Origin of the sequence: Xanthomonas sp. CFBP 8152 (assembly GCF_014199025.1) — a bacterium.
GTDB classification, from domain to species: Bacteria; Pseudomonadota; Gammaproteobacteria; order Xanthomonadales; family Xanthomonadaceae; genus Xanthomonas; species Xanthomonas arboricola_B.
The window spans coordinates 101,884-120,039 of record NZ_JACHNO010000007.1 but is presented as its reverse complement, the minus strand read 5'-3'; the positions used below and the strand labels follow the sequence as shown (position 1 = coordinate 120,039).

The 18,156-nt window shown below is 66.7% G+C and carries 17 protein-coding genes and 1 other RNA gene; 12 read left to right on the top strand and 6 right to left on the bottom strand.

The features are described from left to right. Positions 1-105: 105 nt before the first annotated feature. The 4 genes from FHT09_RS18985 to FHT09_RS18970 all read left to right on the top strand — a co-directional run bounded on the left by FHT09_RS18985 (position 106) and on the right by FHT09_RS18970 (position 3,935). Positions 106-750 carry an SCP2 sterol-binding domain-containing protein gene (locus FHT09_RS18985; protein WP_104606886.1) on the top strand — a complete coding sequence of 215 codons (645 nt, stop codon included), beginning with the start codon at positions 106-108 and terminating at the stop codon, positions 748-750. Then, on the top strand, positions 747-2,420 hold the full coding sequence (gene ubiB / locus FHT09_RS18980) for a ubiquinone biosynthesis regulatory protein kinase UbiB (RefSeq protein ID WP_104606887.1): 1,674 nt from the start codon (positions 747-749) through the stop codon (positions 2,418-2,420). The genes FHT09_RS18985 and ubiB overlap by 4 nt, the downstream gene beginning before the upstream one ends. Before the next feature lie 80 nt (positions 2,421-2,500). After that, a complete protein-coding gene (locus FHT09_RS18975; protein ID WP_104606924.1) occupies positions 2,501-3,088 on the top strand; it encodes a class I SAM-dependent methyltransferase in 588 nt (195 codons plus the stop codon). A 58-nt stretch (positions 3,089-3,146) separates the two neighbouring features. After that, a complete protein-coding gene (locus FHT09_RS18970) occupies positions 3,147-3,935 on the top strand; it encodes a pseudouridine synthase (protein ID WP_258077256.1) in 789 nt (262 codons plus the stop codon). Between the two features lie 243 nt (positions 3,936-4,178). Here FHT09_RS18970 and FHT09_RS18965 read toward each other — a convergent pair whose 3' ends face one another. Continuing rightward, a complete protein-coding gene (locus FHT09_RS18965; protein ID WP_104539011.1) occupies positions 4,179-4,724 on the bottom strand; it encodes a DUF2059 domain-containing protein in 546 nt (181 codons plus the stop codon). Positions 4,725-4,817: 93 nt separating this feature from the next. Between FHT09_RS18965 and arfB the strand changes: the two genes are divergently transcribed. From arfB to lepB, 5 genes are all read left to right on the top strand, one after another. Next, complete coding sequence (gene arfB, locus FHT09_RS18960; RefSeq protein ID WP_104538917.1) at positions 4,818-5,249, top strand: alternative ribosome rescue aminoacyl-tRNA hydrolase ArfB; 432 nt, start codon at positions 4,818-4,820, stop codon at positions 5,247-5,249. A 2-nt stretch (positions 5,250-5,251) separates the two neighbouring features. Next, positions 5,252-5,881: a lysophosphatidylcholine acyltransferase gene (locus FHT09_RS18955; RefSeq protein ID WP_104538916.1), complete on the top strand. Its 630-nt coding sequence runs from the start codon at positions 5,252-5,254 to the stop codon at positions 5,879-5,881. Between the two features lie 98 nt (positions 5,882-5,979). Further along, on the top strand, positions 5,980-6,996 hold the full coding sequence (locus tag FHT09_RS18950; protein ID WP_181126429.1) for an isoaspartyl peptidase/L-asparaginase: 1,017 nt from the start codon (positions 5,980-5,982) through the stop codon (positions 6,994-6,996). 108 nt (positions 6,997-7,104) lie between these two features. Next, a complete protein-coding gene (dcp, locus tag FHT09_RS18945) occupies positions 7,105-9,288 on the top strand; it encodes a peptidyl-dipeptidase Dcp (RefSeq protein WP_181141392.1) in 2,184 nt (727 codons plus the stop codon). A gap of 325 nt (positions 9,289-9,613) precedes the next feature. Further along, positions 9,614-10,240, top strand: coding sequence for a signal peptidase I (gene lepB / locus FHT09_RS18940; protein WP_104538915.1), 627 nt, complete (start codon positions 9,614-9,616; stop codon positions 10,238-10,240). A gap of 166 nt (positions 10,241-10,406) precedes the next feature. Here lepB and FHT09_RS18935 read toward each other — a convergent pair whose 3' ends face one another. After that, the gene (locus FHT09_RS18935) at positions 10,407-11,462 is read right to left on the bottom strand and encodes an MBL fold metallo-hydrolase (RefSeq protein WP_104606888.1); all 1,056 of its coding nucleotides are present in this window, start codon (positions 11,460-11,462) and stop codon (positions 10,407-10,409) included. Positions 11,463-11,563: 101 nt separating this feature from the next. Between FHT09_RS18935 and FHT09_RS18930 the strand changes: the two genes are divergently transcribed. Then, entirely contained in the window at positions 11,564-12,196 is a 633-nt protein-coding gene (locus FHT09_RS18930; protein WP_104606889.1) for a TetR/AcrR family transcriptional regulator, read from the top strand. Positions 12,197-12,313: 117 nt separating this feature from the next. Here the strand turns inward: FHT09_RS18930 and FHT09_RS18925 are convergent, their stop codons facing one another. The 3 genes from FHT09_RS18925 to FHT09_RS18915 all read right to left on the bottom strand — a co-directional run bounded on the left by FHT09_RS18925 (position 12,314) and on the right by FHT09_RS18915 (position 14,874). Then, positions 12,314-12,661: a VOC family protein gene (locus FHT09_RS18925; protein WP_026064205.1), complete on the bottom strand. Its 348-nt coding sequence runs from the start codon at positions 12,659-12,661 to the stop codon at positions 12,314-12,316. Between the two features lie 77 nt (positions 12,662-12,738). After that, entirely contained in the window at positions 12,739-13,467 is a 729-nt protein-coding gene (locus tag FHT09_RS18920) for a helix-turn-helix domain-containing protein (protein WP_104606890.1), read from the bottom strand. 144 nt (positions 13,468-13,611) lie between these two features. Beyond that, on the bottom strand, positions 13,612-14,874 hold the full coding sequence (locus tag FHT09_RS18915) for a cation:proton antiporter (protein WP_104606891.1): 1,263 nt from the start codon (positions 14,872-14,874) through the stop codon (positions 13,612-13,614). Between the two features lie 186 nt (positions 14,875-15,060). On the opposite strand from FHT09_RS18915, the gene FHT09_RS18910 reads away from it, so the two are divergent. Continuing rightward, a non-coding RNA gene (locus tag FHT09_RS18910) (sX9 sRNA) lies at positions 15,061-15,137 on the top strand. 236 nt (positions 15,138-15,373) lie between these two features. Here FHT09_RS18910 and FHT09_RS18905 read toward each other — a convergent pair. Continuing rightward, complete coding sequence (locus FHT09_RS18905; RefSeq protein WP_026064207.1) at positions 15,374-16,330, bottom strand: LysR family transcriptional regulator; 957 nt, start codon at positions 16,328-16,330, stop codon at positions 15,374-15,376. 119 nt (positions 16,331-16,449) lie between these two features. Between FHT09_RS18905 and aceB the strand changes: the two genes are divergently transcribed. Beyond that, a complete protein-coding gene (gene aceB / locus FHT09_RS18900; protein WP_104606892.1) occupies positions 16,450-18,066 on the top strand; it encodes a malate synthase A in 1,617 nt (538 codons plus the stop codon). Positions 18,067-18,156 lie beyond the last annotated feature (90 nt).

Sequence of the window (18,156 nt, the reverse complement as noted above, 5' to 3'; positions counted from 1 at the left end):
CGGGCCACCGAGGCGCCCTGCCATGATCGCCACCCCGGCCTCCGGCTTGCACTGGCCACATCGCCGTCAAGCAGTGGCGACCTGCGGGGACGGTAGAATGCGCCCATGCCCGGATCCCTGTTGAACTCACTCAAGCCGCTCGCCGGCCAGGCCCTGCAAGCCGCGCTCAACCGCGCGCTGGCACTGGACCCCGATACCCGCGACGCCCTGCTGCCACTGGAAGGCCAACGCATCGCACTGACCCTGGAGGCGCCCGCGCTGGCCCTGCAGATCCGTGTGCACGAGCGCCGCTTGCTGGTCGGCCCGGTGGACCAGGCGCAGGAGCCCGATCTGGCCGTGCGCAGCAGCCTGGCCGGCTTGCTCGGGCAGCTGCCATTCCTGGCCAACGCGCGTCGCAGCGGCGCACCGGCCGGGCGGCTCAAGGTTTCCGGCGACGCCGAGCTGGCGCGCCAGCTGCAGCAACTGGCCGGCCGCTTCGATCCGGATTGGCAACTGCCGTTCGTGGCGGTGTTTGGCGAGATCCTCGGCGTGCAGATCGCCAATGCGGTGCGCGCAGCGCTGCAGCAGGCGCGCCGCAGCGCGGTGGATCTGGCGCATAGCGCGGCCGAGTTCGTGACCGAAGAATCGCGCGACGTGGTGCCGCGTGCCGAACTGGACGCCTTCCACGACGATGTCGACGAGCTGCGCGACGACGTCGAACGGCTGGCCGCGCGCGCCGCGCGCCTGGGCGCGGCCGGAGGTGCGGCATGAAGGCGCTGCTGCGGGCCAGCCGCATCGGCCGGGTGATCCTGCGTTATCGCCTGGACGACCTGCTGCAGGACACGCCGGCCGAGCGCTGGTTGCGCCTGGCCAAGCCGTTCGTGCCACGCGCCAGTGCGGAGATCGCCGCGCAATCGCGCGGTGCACGCCTGCGGCTGGCGTTGCAGGAACTGGGGCCGATCTTCGTCAAGTTCGGGCAGATCCTGTCGACCCGGCGCGACCTGATTCCGGCCGACGTGGCCGATGAACTGACCCTGCTGCAGGATCGCGTCAAACCCTTCGACGGCGAAGCGGCGCGGCTGATCGTCGAGCGCGCGCTGGGCCTGCCGGTGAGCGTGGCGTTTGCCGCATTCGACACCGTGCCGCTGGCCTCGGCCTCGATCGCGCAGGTACACGCGGCCACCTTGCCGCCGGATGCCAACGGCGTGCGCCGCGAGGTGGTGGTCAAGGTGTTGCGCCCGGAGATCGAGCGTCAGATCGATGCCGATATCGCCTTGCTGCAGTCGCTGGCCACGTTGGTCGAACGCACCCACCCGCGCGCGGACAAGATCCGGCCGCGCGAAGTGGTGGCCGAGATCGAAGGCACCTTGTCGGCAGAACTCGATCTGCAGCGCGAAGGCGCCAACGCCAGCGTGCTGCGCCGGTTCTGGGAAGGCTCGGACGATCTGTACGTGCCCGAGGTGATCTGGTCGCACACCGCCGAGCGTGCGCTCACCCTGGAGCGCGTGTACGGCATTCCGTCCGACGACATCGCCAAGCTCGATGCGGCCGGTATCGACCGCAAGGCGCTGGCGGCCAAGGGCGTGCGCGTGTTCTACACGCAGGTGTTCCGCGACAACTTCTTCCATGCCGACGCGCATGCCGGCAACATCTGGGTCGACAGTGATCCGGAGCGCCGGCTCAATCCGCGTTTCATCGCGCTGGATTTCGGCATCATGGGTCAGCTCTCGCAGGAAGATCAGTACTACCTGGCCGAGAACTTCATGGCGATCTTCCACAAGGATTATCGCCGCATGGCCGAGCTGCACGTGGAGGCGGGCTGGATGCCCGACAACGTGCGCATCGACGAACTGGAAGCGGCCGCGCGCTCGGTGTGCGAGCCGTACTTCACCCGGCCGTTGTCGGAGATTTCGCTGGCCGAAGTGCTGATCAAGCTGTTCCGCGTCGCGCAGCGTTACGAATTGACGCTGCAGCCGCAGCTGATCCTGTTGCAGAAAACCTTGCTCAACATCGAAGGCGTCGGCCGCCAGCTCGACCCCAGGCTGGACATCTGGGCAGTGGCGCGGCCGGTGCTCGAACGCATCCTGCGCGAGCGTTACAGCCCGCGCCGCGTGCTCGGCGAGTTGCGCAAGCGCCTGCCGGAAATCATGACGCATGCGCCGGACATGCCGCGCCTGGTGCACAGCTGGTTGAAGCAGCAGGTGGAAGGCCGCCACCAAGTCGACATCCGCTCGGCCGAGTTGCGCGCGCTGGACATGAGCCTGCGCAAGCTGCAGACACGCGTGGTCACCGCCATCACCGGCAGCGGCCTGCTGGTGATCGCCGCCGTGCTGTATGGCCTGCACCCGGATGGCTGGTACCTGGGTACGGTGCCGGTATGGAGCTGGGTCAGCGGCGCGGCCGGCTCGGTGGCCCTGCTGGTCGCCTGGCTGCGGCGTTAAGGCGCCGCCATGCCCCGGGCATTCCACGGGCAGTGGTCCTATCGGCACAAGGACGGCACGCCGTACTGAGCGAGGTGGTGATGATCGATCTGCAGGCACTGAAGGACGAACTGGTACGGTTCGGTAGCGACAACGATGCGCAGCAGCTGGCACGTGGCCGGCGCATGCTCAATATCACGCCCGACACCGGGCAATTGCTGGCCGTGCTGGTACGTGCCACCGCCGCGCGGCGCGTTCTAGAAATCGGCACCTCCAACGGTTATTCGACGCTGTGGCTGGCCGAGGCGGCCGCCGCAATCGGTGGGCACGTCACCACGGTGGAGCTTGCGGCCGACAAGGTGGCCCTGGCGCAGGCCACGCTTGCGCGCAGCGGCTTGGCGGCGTCGGTGGATGTGGTGCATGACGACGGTGGTGCGTGGCTGACTCAGGCTGCCAGCGCCAGCATCGATCTGGTTTTTCTGGATTCGGCGCGCGGCGAGTATGCGCGCTGGTGGCCGGCACTGCGCCGCGTGCTGCGCGGCGGTGGCCTGCTGGTGGTCGACAATGCACTCTCGCATGCCGACGAACTGGCGGCGTTCACCGCGCTGCTGGCTGACGATCCGGCAGTCACCTGCAGCGTGGTGCCGGTGGGCAAGGGCGAATTGCTGGCGGTGTGCGGCGCGGCCTGAGCGTGCGTCGCCGAGCTGCCACGCCCTTAGGTCTCAAGGCGCGTGATCGGCATGCGCCATATGGCGTGGCGACGCAGTGGCATGCGGTGTCGACGACGCGGATAATGCGCCGGTGAGCACCTCCCCCAAGCATTTGCAGATTCTCTACCAGGACGAGCTCCTGGCCGTCGTCGACAAACCCGCCGGGCTGATGGTCCACGACAGCAAGCTGGCGCGCGGGGAGGACGACTTTCTGGCCGACCGCCTGCGCGAACAGCTGGGCCGGCCGATCTTTCTGGTGCACCGGCTCGACCGCGCGACCAGCGGCTGCCTGCTGCTGGCGTTCGACCGCGAGGCCGCCAGCGCGCTGGGCAAGGCCCTGATGGCCGGCGAATTGGAGAAGGACTATCTGACCGTGTGCCGCGGCTGGCCGGCCGAAGAGCGCTTCATCGTCGACCACGATCTGGACGGCGGCCCCGGCAAGCCGGTCAAGAAGCCGGCGGTGACGCACTTCCAGCGGCTGGCCACCGGCGAGCTGGAGATCCCGTCCACCGGCTTCGCCACCTCGCGCTATGCGTTGCTGCGTTGCCAGCCGCAGACCGGGCGGTTCCGGCAGATCCGCCGGCACATGAAACACCTGTCGCACCACATGCTCGGCGACACCAGCCATGGCGATGGCCGGCACAACCGCAGCTTCCGCATGCTCGGCATCCACCGCATGCTGCTGCACGCCGAGCGGTTGGGGTTTCCGCATCCGGCCGATGGGCGGCGCATCAGCGTCACTGCACCACTGGATGTGGAATTTTCCAAGGCCTGCGCGTTGCTCGGGTGGGAGATGGCCGCGCTGGGAGTGGTGCAGACGGCTTGATGCGGTGCGCGCGGCTAACGGTCAACAAGCCCACACGATCTGCTGGAAATCCGCACAACCGTACCCTCACCCCAACCCCTCTCCCGCAGGAGAGGGGCCAAGCGCTCCCTCAGCGAGTGGGAGAAGCGGGTTGGCGCAATCATCGTCAACGCCATCAACGCCACCGTCGCAAGTAGCAACCGCCGCAGCAGGCACGCTGTCCGATTCCCCAATCCCGATTCCCGATTCCCGCATCCCCGCCCTTCAGGGTTTCTGCGGTGCCGCTGCCGGCTCATTGACGATCTTCTCCAGATCCTTCTGCAGGTCGGCAAACAGCGGCAGCATCTTCTGCTGGATCGCGCCCATCAGGTTCTGGGTCAGTGCCGGGGTCTTGTCCAGCAGGCTCTGGCCGGCCGAGCTCTCGTAGAACTCGGCCATGGCCAGCACGTCCTCGCGCGAGAACGAGCGCTTGTAGATATCCACATACATCGGCCGCAGTTCCGACCACGACAGCGCCTTGCGTACGGTCTGGCGGGTGCGCTCCTGGATGCGCTGCAGCTGCGCCTGCTGGTCGGCGTCGAGCTGGCGCTGGGCGGTGAGCTGGGCGAACTGTTGCTGCTGCATCGCCTCGATCTGCGGCAGCATCGTGTCCAGCATGGTCTGCGCGCGTGAGGCGGCCAGCAGGCGGTTGATGTCGGCATCGCTGGGCGCCTGCGCAAACGCGGCAGGCGTGGCCAGCGCCAGCGCGGCCAGCACGATCAGGCGGCGCGCGAAGGCGCGGGCGGCGGCAACGGAACGGGGCGGTGTCATCGGAGCATCCTGCACAGTCGGGGAACCGGCCGCAGCATACGGGAAGCCGGCGTTCGCGCGCGCGTCCATGCCGGTGCCGATACAATCGGCCCGATGGCCAGCGACCCGATCCAGATCACCCCCAGCCTGACGCTCCCGCCCAGCGAGATCGTCGAGCGCTTCGTGCGCGCCAGCGGCGCGGGCGGGCAGAACGTCAACAAGGTCTCCACCGCGGTGGAGCTGCGGTTCGACGTGGCAGGGTCGCCGTCGTTGCCCGAACCCCTGCGCGCGCGGCTGCTGTCGCGGCGCGACCGGCGCATGACCGCCGATGGCGTGCTGGTGATCGACGCGCAGCGCTTCCGCACCCAGGACCGCAATCGCGAGGATGCGCGCGAGCGGCTGGTCGAGATCATCAGTGCCTGCCTGTCGGTGCCCAAGCGCCGGGTCGCCACCAAACCGAGTCATGGTGCCAAGCTGCGGCGGCTGGATGCCAAGCGTGAGCGCAGCCATATCAAGCGTGGACGCTCTGCGTCCCACTGGGAGTAAGCGTGAGTCACACCGCCCCGTCGTTGCCACCGGTAACACAGGCCAACATCCTGCTGCAGCCCTCTCCACCCCAAATGCCACGCGCGCACGGCCGCTTCGGCCGCTGGCTGGGGCGCACGGCACTGCGTCTGACCGGCTGGCGCCTGCTCGGGCGGCTGCCCGACGAACCCAAGCTGGTGATGATCGTCGCCCCGCATTCGTCCAACTGGGACGGCTTTGTGGGTTTTGCGGCCAAGTTCGCGCTGGGCTTCGATGTGCGCGTGCTGGGCAAGGCGCAACTGTTCTGGTGGCCGTTGGGTCCGCTGCTGCGCAAACTCGGCGCCATCCCGCTGGACCGCAGCTCGCCGCAGGGCACCATCGGCCAGGCGGTGCGGCTGATCCGCAATTCCGAACAGATGTGGTACGTGATCACCCCCGAGGGCACCCGCAAGCGGGTGGAGCACTGGAAGGCCGGCTTCTGGAAGATCGCTTCCGATTCCAAGGTGCCGATCCTGCCGGTGTATTTCGACTACCCGAGCAAGACCGTAGGCATCGGCGAGCCGTTCTGGACCGGTACCGACATGGCCGCCGATATCGCCGCCATCCGCACCTGGTACCGGCCGTGGCGCGGCAAGCATCGCGACACGCTGTGAAGATGCTGCCGCGCGGCTGAAAGGTTGTGTCGCTGCTGGTCCACTGCATGCATGACTGGCGCCGCCGGGCACCTCGCTACCTCCATCGAGGAAACACCATGATTGGCTTGTCCGCACGCGCACTGTGTTTGTCGCTCTCCCTCCTGCTCGCTGCCGGTCCTGTGCTGGCGGCCACGCCGATGCTGGTGATCCACGGCGGCGCCGGGGTGGAGAAATCCAGCCTTTCCAGCGAGGAACAGGCGCAGGCGCGCGAGGCGATGCAACGCGCGCTGCGCGCAGGGCACGCGGTGCTGCAAGGTGGCGGCAGTGCGGTGGATGCGGTGGCGGCCACCATCACCGTGCTGGAGGATGCGCCGCAGTTCAACGCCGGGCGCGGTGCGGTGTTCACCCACGACGGCAAGAACGAACTGGATGCCGCAATCATGGACGGCGCCACCGGCAAGGCCGGCGCGATTGCCGGTGCGCACACGGTCAGGAACCCGATCCAGCTGGCGCGCAGCGTCATGGACCATTCCAAACACGTGATGCTGGTCGGTGACGGCGCCGAACAGTTCGCGCGCGAGCAGGGCGTCACGTTGGTCGACCCGGATTATTTCCGCACCGACAAGCGCTGGCAACAGCTGCAGAAAGCGCGCAAGGCCGAAGCCGGCGACCGTCAGGCGCAGGCCGAACTGGATCTGGAAACCGCCAAGCATTTCGGCACCGTGGGCGCGCTGGCGCTGGATCGCGCCGGCCACCTGGCCGCCGGCACCTCCACCGGCGGCATGACCAACAAGCGCTACGGCCGCGTCGGCGATGCGCCGATCATCGGCGCCGGCACCTATGCCAACAGCCAGTGCGCGGTGTCCGGCACCGGCTGGGGCGAGTTCTACATCCGTGCGGTGGCCGCCTACGACATCTGCGCACGCATGAAATACGCCGGGCAGTCGTTGCAACAGGCCGCCGACACGGTGATCGACCAGGAGATTCCCAAGGCCGGCGGCGACGGTGGCGCCATCGCGCTGGATGCGCAGGGCAACGCCGCATTCCCGTTCAATACCGAAGGCATGTACCGCGGCTGGATCGGCGCAGACGGTACCCCGCACGTGGCGATCTTCAAGGACGAGACGCTGTAGCACACGCCTCCTCAAGCGCACCCAGCCCCCCAATCCAACGGCACATGCCGACGCTGCGAAAACCCGCTAGCGTGACCGGCTGCGCTACCCACTCAGGAATCACACGCCATGTCGCGTACCGTCGTTCTGGCCGCTGCCATCACCCTGGCACTGGCTGCTTGTTCTGGAAAAGATTCGTCCGGTAAGGAGTCCACCACCGTGCCCGAAAAGACCGCCACCACCCCGGCCGCGGATGCCGCGCCGAACCCGCTGCTGAGCGCCAGCACGCTGCCGTTCCAGGCGCCGCCGTTCGACAGGATCAAGGACGCCGATTACCTGCCGGCCTTCGAAGAAGGCATGCGCCTGCACCTGGCCGACATCCGCAAGATCGCCGACAACCCCGAGCCGGCCAGCTTCGACAACACCATCGAGGCGATGGAACGCAGCGGCGAAACGCTCACGCGCGTGTCGCGCATCTTCTTCGGGTTGGTGCAGGCCGACACCAGCGATGCACGCCAGAAGATCCAGGAAGAGATCGCGCCCAAGCTGGCTGCGCACCAGGACGAGATCAATCTCGACCCCAAGCTGTTCGCACGCGTCAAGACGATCTACGACCAACGCGACACGCTGAACCTGGAGCCGGAGCAGAAGCGTCTGGTCGAGCGCGACTACGAAGAGCTGGTACGCGCCGGTGCGCAGCTGTCCGATGCCGACAAGGCCAGCCTGCGCAAGCTCAATATCGAAGAAACCACGCTCTCCACCCAGTTCCACACCCGTCTGGTTGCCGCCTCGGCTGCCGGTGCGGTGGTGGTGGACGACAAGGCCAGGCTCGACGGCCTGAGCGAGGGCGACATCGCCGCCGCCGCCGATGCGGCCAAGGCGCGCAAGCTCGACGGCAAGTATCTGCTGACCCTGCAGAACACCACGCAGCAGCCGGTGCTGGCCTCGCTGAAGGACCGCCAGCTGCGCGCCGAGGTGCTCAAGGCGTCGGAAACGCGCGCGGAAAAGGGCGATGCCAACGACACCCGCCAGACCATCCAGCGCCTAGCGCAGCTGCGCGCGCAAAAGGCCAAGCTGCTCGGCTTCGACACCTACGCCGCCTACAGCCTGGGCGACCAGATGGCCAAGACCCCGGAAGCCGCGCTCAAGCTGCTGACCGACACCGTGCCGGCCGCCACCGCCAAGGCACGCCGCGAGGTGGCCGAGATGCAGAAGGTGATCGACGCGCAGCGCGCTGATTCGAAGACCGGCGATTTCAGGCTCGCCGCCTCCGATTGGGACTTCTACGCCGAGCAGGTGCGCAAGGCCAAGTACGACCTGGACGAGGCACAGATCAAGCCGTATTTCGAACTGGACAACGTGCTGCAGAATGGCGTTTTCTACGCGGCCACGCAGCTGTACGGCATCACCTTCAAGCAGCGCACCGACATCCCGACCTATCACGCGGACATGAAGGTGTATGAAGTGTTCGACGCGGACGGCACCTCGATGGCGCTGTTCTACACCGACTACTTCAAGCGCGACAGCAAGTCCGGTGGCGCCTGGATGGATGTGTTTGTCGAGCAGGACGGCCTCACCGGCGCCAAGCCGGTGGTCTACAACGTCTGCAACTTCACCAAGCCGGCCGCCGGCCAGCCGGCGCTGCTGAGCTTTGACGATGTCACCACCTTGTTCCATGAGTTCGGCCACGCGCTGCACGGCATGTTCTCCAAGGTGAAGTACCCCTCGATCGCCGGCACCAGCACCTCGCGCGACTTCGTCGAGTTCCCCTCGCAGTTCAACGAGCACTGGGCCTCCGATCCCAAGGTCTTCGCCAACTACGCCAAGCATTACCAGACCGGCGCGGCGATGCCGGCCGAGCTGGTGGAGAAGATCAAGAAGGCCAAGACCTTCAACAGCGGCTACGCCACCACCGAGTACCTGTCGGCCGCGCTGCTCGATCTGGCCTGGCACACCCAGCCGGCCAGCGCGCCGCTGCAGGACGTGAGCAAGTTCGAAGCCGATGCCTTGAAGCGCTTCAAGGTGGACCTGGCCGAAGTGCCGCCGCGTTATCGCAGCAGCTATTTCGACCACATCTGGGGCGGCGGTTATTCGGCCGGGTATTACGCGTATTTCTGGTCGGAAGTGCTCGACGACGATGCGTTCGAATGGTTCAAGGAAAACGGCGGTTTGAACCGCAAGAACGGTGACATCTTCCGCGCCAAGATCCTGTCGCGCGGCAACACCGTCGATCTGGCCACGTTGTATCGCGATTTCCGCGGCAAGGATCCCAGCGTCAAGGCGCTGCTGGAAAATCGCGGCCTGACGGAGTGAGCGACTGGGTGACGCGCCTGCGTCGTTGGCGCATGCACGTGTAATCGCCGCACTCAGCAATCGAACGGGATGGCCTCGCGTCATCCCGTTTTTTTTTGATGGCGGGTCAGGTGATGGTGTTGCGACTGCCCTTGGCGATGGTGCTTTGCTGTTGCCTTTGAACCGCCACCCGGCAGCGGCACTGGCGACAGCAGGGCAGCCACCCAGGCAGCATCCGAAGTAACGACCCAGCTGGTGCCATGCCTTTCGTCACTTCCGCCCGCCCGGCGCGTAGGCGCATCTTCATCGGGTATCGCCCGTCACCCTTCAAACCAACAGGTGCCTCATGAGCCAAGTCCCTCCGGCGGCCTCACGTCTGCAACGCGCCGCGCACTGGTCGCGCAGGGAACTGCTGCCGTTGTTGGTGCTGCTGGTGCTGATGACCGCGGCGCGTTCCTCGTTCGCCAATCACTACCAGGTGCCGAGCGGCTCGATGCAGCCCACCCTGGAGCCGGGCGATCGCGTGGTGGTGGACATGCATGCCTACGGCTGGCGACTGCCGTTGAGCAACCGCATCCTCGTCGATGGCGATCGACCGCAGCGTGGCGAGGTGGTGGTGTTCGATTCGCCGCGCGATGGCACACGCCTGATCAAGCGTGTGGTGGCGGTGGCAGGCGACCGGGTCGGGTTGATCGACGGCCATCTGCAGATCAACGACAAGCCGCTGGGAGCGGAGGGCGGCGATGCCGAACGTTTTGGGGCGCACCTGGCGCAGTTGAATCTCGGCAATGGCGGCGGCCCGAACATCGTCGGGCTGACTGTGCCGCCCGGCAAGCTGCTGATGCTGGGCGATCACCGCGGCAACAGCCTGGATGGACGTTACTTCGGATTGGTCGATGCGCCGGCCGTCTACGGCAAGGCGGTGGCGGTGTATTACCGGCGCGGCCAAGGGCTGGAGTGGCAACGCCTGTGATGCGTGGTCTGCGCTTACACGCCAGCAGGAGCGACGGCGTTAGCGCCCTACGCTAGCGAAGCAAAGCAGGGTTTTCCCGGCGGTTATCGCGCACTTTGCTGCGATGGCAATGACGCAGGGCAACGCGAACGCCGCCGCGCATGCGCCGGCGGCGCCATGTATCGGGCTAGCGCGTCGCCACCAAGCCATCGGACGCCTGCGTGGCAGCATCCTGCCGCCACCAGCGCAGGCGATTGCCGGGCGCATTCAAATCCACCCGCTCGCCCATGCGCGGCGTCGCCAGTGCAACGCCGGCGCTGTCGGCCAATGCCACGATCCGGTCCAGCGGTTCCTGCCACGCATGCATGGCCAGGTCGAAGGTGCCGTTGTGGATAGGCAGCAGGGTCTGCCCGCCAATGTCCAGGTAGGCCTGCAGGCTCTGCTCCGGCTGCATGTGCACATGCGGCCATTGCTGGTCGTAGGCGCCGTTTTCGATCAGCGCCACGTCAAACGGCCCGAGCTGTTGGCCGATGGTCTTGAAGTGCGGGCCGTAACCGCCGTCGCCGCTGAAGAACACGCGCAACTCGCGGTCCTGGATCGCCCAGGAACACCACAGCGATCGCCCGCTATCGAACAAGCCGCGTCCGGAAAAATGCTGCGATGGGGTGGCGGTGAGTCGCAGGCCATCGACGGTGATCGTGTCCCACCAGTCCAGCTGACGCACCTTGGCCGGGTCCACGCCCCAGCGCACCAGCAAATCGCCCACGCCCAGGGGCGCGACGAACACGCCGACGCGGTCGGCCAGGGCACGGATGCTGGCGCGGTCGAGATGGTCGTAATGGTTGTGAGAGAGGATCACCCCGGCCAGCGGCGGAAGCTCATCCAGCGCGATCGGCGGCGCATGAAAGCGCTTGGGCCCGGCGAACGGCACCGGCGAGGCGCGCCTGGAGAACACCGGGTCGGTCAGCCACAGGCCACCGGCCAGCTTCATCAGCACGGTGGAATGGCCCAGGCGATACAGGCTGCGATCCGGCGCGGCAAGCAACTGCGCGCGTGTCAGCGGCTGTACCGGCAGCGGCGCGGACGGCACCGTGGTGCTGGGCTTGTCGAAGAGGAGCGTCCACATCAGACCGATCTGCTTGCTCAGGCTGAGCACGGTGGTCGGCAGCGGCAATGCATTGCGGAACCGGCCACCGCGAAACTGCGGTGAATCGGCATAAGGGGAAGGGCGAGAGGTAGCCATGGAAAGTCCGACCGAGGCAGGGAATGACAGCAGGAGTAAGTTACACTGGCCAGTGTAGTTTTATTCCGCGAAAAGTAAACTGTCCGGTGTAAAATGGCCCGATGTCGACTGCATCAATTCCCCTGGCTGCGCCGCTGCGGCTGACCGACCGCAAGCGCCACGCCATCGTCGAGGCGGCCATTGCCCAGTTCCGCCAGCATGGCTTCGAGGCCACCAGCATGGACCGCGTGGCGGCCACCGCGGGCGTGTCCAAGCGTACCGTCTACAACCATTTTCCCAGCAAGGACGCGCTGTTCGGCGAGATCCTGCGCGGGCTGTGGCAGCGCAGCGCCGATGCGGTGAATCTGGTCTACCGGCCCGACCAGCCGCTGCGCGCGCAGCTGATCCAACTGCTGCAGCAGAAGCTGCACTTGTTCAACGATCCGGCATTTATCGACCTGTCGCGTGTCGCGATCGCCGAAGGCATCCATTCGCCCGAGCGCGCGCGCGCGCTGATCGCGCAGTTGGGCAGCAAGGAAGAAGGCACCACTACCTGGGTGCGCGCCGCACTGGCCGACGGTCGGCTGGCGGGCGTGGAGCCGGACGTCGGTGCGCAGCAACTGCAGGCATTGATCAAGGGTTTCGCGTTCTGGCCGCAGATCGCCATGGGCCAGCCGCCGTTGTCGCCGCAGCAACGCAGCCAGGTGGCCGAATCGGCAGTGGCGATGTTCCTGGGTCTGTACGGGCGCGAGTGATGGCACGCCATGCGCGTGCCAGGTGCATGTCTGCCGCAGCACTGCAGCTGCAACCGAGACGTTCTGCACCACGCTGCCTGCGCAACCATGCCGTTGCAGCCTGCGCGTGCTGGGTGCTCAGTCCTTCGACCACACCGCCAGCGCATAGCCATGCGGATCGGTGAAATGAAAACGTCGCCCGCCGGGAAACGCGAAGACCGGTTGCGTGATCTGCCCGCCCGCCGCTTCGATGCGTGCCTGGCTATGGGCGAGGTCGTCGGAGGCCAGCACCACCAGCGCACCACCGGGCTGGGCGGGGCCGTGGAAGAAGCCGCCGGTCAGGCGGCCGTCGCGGAATTCGCAGTAATCCGGGCCGTAATCCTGAAACGTCCAGTCGAAGGCTTGCCCGTAAAACGCCTTGGCGATGGCGATCGAGTCAACGGCGAATTCGAGGTAATCGATGCGGTGCTGCGGCGCGTTGTCGATCATGGCGTGGCGTCCTGCGGAAGTGGAGGCACAGCATGCAATCGGCGCGCGCGCCTGGCTTGGCGAAAACGGCCAACTCAGCGTGCGTGGCGCTGTACCAACACGCGCGGGCTCAGGCCGGTGAGCTGGCGCGCATCGCGGACCAGATGCGGCGCATCGCCGTAACCGGCATGCAGCGCGGCGTCGGTCAGGCTGCGGTGCTGGCCGGCGATACGCAAGAAGCGCTGCAGACGCAGCACCCGTTCGAGTGTCTTGCTGCCATAGCCGAAGGCATCCTGGCAGCGGCGGCGCAGCGAGCGTTCGCTCAGACCCATCACCTGGGTCAAGTCGCTCAGCCGCGCAGGGTTGCCGGCGGTCAATCGATCGAACAGCCACGCCATCTGCCGGTCTTGCGATGTGCCGTGCTGTCGGCAGAGCGCCTGCAAGGTGTGCAGCGGGTCGGCGCCGTCTTCCAGGCGGTATTGCCAGGTGCGGCCTCGCACGCCCCACAGCGATTCCAGTGCGACCCGTCGGCCGGCGATGGCGTGCAGCGGGAGCTTCAACAGGCCGGCCGCCGCACCCGCCGCCAGGCGCACCCCGGCCAGCGCGCTGCCCGGTGCCAGCGCTGCCATGGCGGCCGTGCGATCGGGCCCGGCAACCAGGAGCAGCGTGCCATCCCAGATCAGATCCACGCTGCCATCGGGCAATACCAGCACGGGGTCCATCGTGGCCGTGCCCTGGCGAAAGCGCCAACTGCACTGCAGCTGCGTGCGTAATGCCGGCGGTGCCGGGCTTTCGGCATAACAGGACTCGGAAAGGTCGGACATCAGTGCGTTGTGCCAAGAAGTGGATGCGGTGCTGCTCGGCGACCGCAGCGGTGAGGGTGCGTGGCGCCGACTGATGCCTTGGACATCGCAGGCCGACGCAGACGCGTCCATCGAGGCCGCACGCAGATGACCTGTGCTGCCTCGTCAATGCGGCGACCGACCCGCACCCAACCCGCCGGCAGTGACGGCCGGCCGGCCGCGTTGGAACCAGGCCACTATCGGCGAGGCCATCACCGTGGTCACCAGCGTCATGCCGAACAACAGGGTGAACAGATCCGGCCCGATCACACCGCTGTCCAGGCCGATCTTGATCACCACCAGTTCCATCAGGCCACGTGCGTTCATCAGCGAACCCACGCTCAGGCTATCGCGCCAATCGTGCCCACTCAGGCGCGCGCCCAGGGTGCAGCCCACCAGCTTGCCGGTCACCGCCACGCCGACCACCAGCGCAAAGCCGGCGGCGCCTGCGCCGACGAACACGCCCGGGCTGGTGGCCTGGCCGGCGACCGCAAACAGCACCGGCATCAGCAAGGTGATCGCCAGGGGTTCGATGCGCCCGGCCAGGTGTACCAGCAGGCGGTCATCGCGCGGCACGCAGATGCCGAACAGGAATGCGCCGAAGATCGCATGCAGGCCGATCCATTCGGCCACCGCGGCGCAGGCCAGCACACCGATCAGCACCCACACCAACGCAGTCGACGGATAGTCTCCATCGCTTGCGCGCGGCGTGAGCACACGTGCATACACCGGCTTCAACACGCCGAACACCACCGCAATCAACACCACAGCACCGGTCGCAGTGAACGCAACACCGCCATGGGTGTTGCCGCCGGTCAGGGTGAGCACGATCGCCAGGAACATCCACACCGTGGCATCGTCGATCACCGCCGCGCCCAGGGCCAGGCGGCCGGCGGGGGTGCGGGTCATGTTGCGGTCCTTGAGGATGCGCGCCAGCACCGGGAACGCGGTCACCGACATCGCCGCGGCAATGAACAAGGCGAATGGCCAGAAGCCGATGCCCTGCGGTGCAAAGCGCGTAAACAACCAGGGCGCGGCAACCAGCCCCAGCAGCAACGGCAGCACGATACCGGACAGCCCCACCAGCACCGACGAGCGCACCTGCGCGGCGGTGCCCTCCGGCGCGCGCAACTCCACGCCGACGATGAACATGAAAAGCACCACGCCGATGTTGGCCAGTCCCGACAGCGGCGGCAAGCTGCTGGAGGCGAACAACACGCCATGCAACGTCGGCAGCCACGCGCCGAATGCGATCGGCCCCAGCAGCAGGCCGGCGGCCATCTCGCCGATCACCGGCGGCTGCCCGAAGCGTTGCAACAGCGCGCCGCACGCACGCGCCGCGCCCAGGATCACCGCCAACTGCACCAGCAACACCATGGTCGGATTCATTGCTTCAGCCCTTCGCGTTGGTTGAGTCGGCTCGCCCCGCAGTACGGGACGGCTGCGCATCTGGCCAAATGGTTCCCCGGACTGACCAGCTGTTGATGACATGCAGTACCCACAGCATCGGCTGAGAGCGGCTATCAAAACGACGGCGCCGCCGTCAGGCGGGCGCGGCCGGTGTTCGGAATCGGCATGTCCCACTCGTACACTCCGGCTCTGAGCGCGCCGTCCGCCCCCACCTGACGACCGCTCGCCGCGTTTTGTTGCCCGTTGTTAGTCTATGACACCAACCGCCGTGCAGTCGCATCGAGCCGAGATGATGCGGCGCCGATCGTCGGGGCGACCCCGTGTCGCTTGTACGGCTCGATCGAGCGACCCCTTCGGCTGGCGACCCGCACGCCGCGCACGGCATCGCCGATGGAGAACGCATGGCGTTCTCATGCGCAGTGCCTGGCGAGCACGCTCGGGGGCTACTGGGACTCACGCGCACAAGCAGGCAGGAGGGTCACCGCTCCGAATCGCCACTTTCGTCATACCCGCGCGGGGTAAACAGATCCGGCTGGATCAGCTCGATAAATGCGCGTGCCTGCGGCGAGAGATATTTGCCCTTGCGCACCACCACGCCATAACTGCGGGTGGGGAAGTAATCCTTCAGCGAGCGGGTGGCAAGTTTGTCGCGATCGGCCTCGGTAACGCAGATCGCGGTGACGATGGAGATGCCCATGTCCATCGCCACGTATTGCTTGATCACTTCCCAGCCGCCCACTTCCAACGCCACGGTGTAGGGCACGCGTGCCTGCTGGAAGATCAGATCGACCAGCCGATAGGTGACCTGCCGGCGCGGCGGCAGGATCAGCGGATACGGCGACAGATCCTGCAACGTGACCGTGGACTTGCTGGCCAACGGATGATCGGGCGGGGTGATCAGCAGCTGTTCGAAGCGATACACCGGCGCGTAGTTGAGGTCGGCCGGCACGTCCAGCATCGAGCCGATCGCCAGGTCCACTGCGTCTTCGCGCAGCAGGTCGGTGCCGTCGGCGCTGATGGCGTTGTGCAGGGTCAGGCGCACATCCGGGTGACGCGCGCGGAAGTTCGCCACGATGCGCGGCAGCAGGTACAGGATGGTGGAACTGTTGGCGGCGATATTGAGCTCGCCCGCATCCAGCCCGCGCACCTTCTCGCGGAAGCTCGTCTCCAGCCCGTCCAGGCTCTCCACCAGCGGCAGCGCCATGTCGTAGAGCAGCTGGCCCTCGCGGCTGGGCGCCATGCGTCGCCCCGACCGCTCGAACAGGACCACGCCCAGGTCGCGTTCCAGCGCCTGCAGCTGCAGGGTCACTGCCGGCTGGCTCACATACAGCGCCTCAGCCGCCCGTGAGACAGAACCCAAACGCACCGTCTGACAGAACGCGCGCAGCGGTTTGAGTCGATCGGATTTGTAGGAAAATCGAGGGGTTGGCGCCATCTCAGTGCGTTCCGGCATGAAATATAAGCCTGGCTTATTTACAGCATTGATAAAACTGCTTTGTCAAATATTCGCGTTCGGCGCACGGTGCAAGTCCGGATTCAGAAGGACTCCCCGACATGTCTTCTACCGCTTTTGCCCCACGTCCTACCGAACGCGCCACTCCCGGTCTGTCGCTGACCATGCAGGTCGCAGGTCAGGTGGAACTCCTTCCTGCCGCCGCGCTGGCCTTGCTGGTGTCGCTACATCGCGCGATCGAGCCCAGTCGCCAGCAGCGTCTGGCACAGCGGCGCACGCGCCAGGCCGACTACGATGCCGGTCAGTTGCCGGACTTCCGCCCAGACACCCGCGCCATCCGCGATGGCGAGTGGCGCGTCGCCGCGCTGCCGTCGGCGCTGCAGGACCGCCGGGTGGAGATCACCGGCCCCACCGATCCGAAGATGGTCATCAACGCGCTGAACTCCGGCGCCAAGGTGTTCATGGCCGACTTCGAGGATTCCACCGCGCCGACCTGGCGCAATCTGCTGGCCGGGCAGCGCACGTTGGCCGCTGCGGTGCGAGGCGATCTCAGCTTCGATGCGCCCAACGGCAAGCACTACGCGTTGCGCCCGGAGGCCGAACGGGCGGTGTTGATCGTGCGCCCGCGCGGCTGGCATCTGGATGAGAAGCACGTGCTCATCGATGGCCAGCCGCTGGCCGGCGGACTGTTCGACGCGGCGGTGTTCGCCTTCCATAACGGCCGCGCCCTGCTGGCCAAGGACCGTGGCCCGTATCTGTATCTGCCCAAGTTGCAGAGCATGGAAGAAGCCGCGCTGTGGGAAACCGCGCTGGCGCATATCGAAGCGATGCTCGGTCTGCCGCATGGGCAGATCAAGGTGACCGTGCTGATCGAAACGCTGCCGGCGGTGTTCGAGATGGACGAGATCCTGCATGCGCTGCGCGAGCGCATCGTCGGGCTCAATTGCGGGCGTTGGGACTACATCTTTTCGTATCTGAAAACCTTCCGCGCGCATCGCGACCGCGTGTTGCCCGAACGCGGCCAGGTCACCATGAGCCAGCCCTTCCTTAAGGCGTATTCGGAACTGCTGATCAAGACCTGCCATCGCCGCGGCGCGCATGCGATGGGCGGCATGGCCGCGCAGATTCCGATCAATCACGACGAGGCCGCCAACGAGCAGGCGATGGCACGCGTGCGTGCCGACAAGCTGCGCGAAGTCAGCGCCGGGCACGATGGCACCTGGGTGGCGCATCCGGCCCTGATCCCGGTGGCGATGAGGATCTTCGACGAACACATGCCCACTGCGCATCAGCAGCATGTCTTGCGCAACGACGTGCAGGTGACGCGCGACATGCTGATCGCGCCTTCGCCGGGCACCGTCACCCGCGCCGGGTTTGAGGGCAATGTCGAAGTCTGCGTGCGTTATCTGGCCGCCTGGCTGGACGGCAATGGATGCGTGCCCATCCACAACCTGATGGAAGACGCCGCCACTGCCGAGATCAGCCGCGCGCAGCTGTGGCAGTGGTTGCATCACGGCCAGCACCTGGACGACGGCACTGCGATCGATCAGCCCCTGTTGCAGGCCACGTTGCGTGCGCTGCCGGCACGCCTGGGTGCGACCGATGCACTGCCGGGCGCCGCGCGCATCGACGACGCCATTGCACTGCTGGACACACTCAGCCGTGCCGATGTGCTGGCCGACTTCCTCACCGTGCCGGCGTATCGCCTGATCGATTGAGCCAACGCTGCCGCGACACGCCAGCGCACGCGCGCTGTCGCTGCAATCCATCAACGTCATGCACCACACCGCCCGTTGCGCCCACGCGCG

Bases quoted from the DNA above. Each gene is read 5' to 3' on its own strand.
- FHT09_RS18985 (WP_104606886.1), top strand. From the start codon at position 106: ATGCCCGGATCCCTGTTGAACTCACTCAAGCCGCTCGCCGGCCAGGCC.
- ubiB (WP_104606887.1), top strand. From the start codon at position 747: ATGAAGGCGCTGCTGCGGGCCAGCCGCATCGGCCGGGTGATCCTGCGT.
- FHT09_RS18975 (WP_104606924.1), top strand. From the start codon at position 2,501: ATGATCGATCTGCAGGCACTGAAGGACGAACTGGTACGGTTCGGTAGC.
- FHT09_RS18965 (WP_104539011.1), bottom strand. From the start codon at position 4,724: ATGACACCGCCCCGTTCCGTTGCCGCCGCCCGCGCCTTCGCGCGCCGC.
- arfB (WP_104538917.1), top strand. From the start codon at position 4,818: ATGGCCAGCGACCCGATCCAGATCACCCCCAGCCTGACGCTCCCGCCC.
- FHT09_RS18950 (WP_181126429.1), top strand. From the start codon at position 5,980: ATGATTGGCTTGTCCGCACGCGCACTGTGTTTGTCGCTCTCCCTCCTG.
- dcp (WP_181141392.1), top strand. From the start codon at position 7,105: ATGTCGCGTACCGTCGTTCTGGCCGCTGCCATCACCCTGGCACTGGCT.
- lepB (WP_104538915.1), top strand. From the start codon at position 9,614: ATGAGCCAAGTCCCTCCGGCGGCCTCACGTCTGCAACGCGCCGCGCAC.
- FHT09_RS18935 (WP_104606888.1), bottom strand. From the start codon at position 11,462: ATGGCTACCTCTCGCCCTTCCCCTTATGCCGATTCACCGCAGTTTCGC.
- FHT09_RS18930 (WP_104606889.1), top strand. From the start codon at position 11,564: ATGTCGACTGCATCAATTCCCCTGGCTGCGCCGCTGCGGCTGACCGAC.
- FHT09_RS18920 (WP_104606890.1), bottom strand. From the start codon at position 13,467: ATGTCCGACCTTTCCGAGTCCTGTTATGCCGAAAGCCCGGCACCGCCG.
- FHT09_RS18915 (WP_104606891.1), bottom strand. From the start codon at position 14,874: ATGAATCCGACCATGGTGTTGCTGGTGCAGTTGGCGGTGATCCTGGGC.
- FHT09_RS18905 (WP_026064207.1), bottom strand. From the start codon at position 16,330: ATGGCGCCAACCCCTCGATTTTCCTACAAATCCGATCGACTCAAACCG.
- aceB (WP_104606892.1), top strand. From the start codon at position 16,450: ATGTCTTCTACCGCTTTTGCCCCACGTCCTACCGAACGCGCCACTCCC.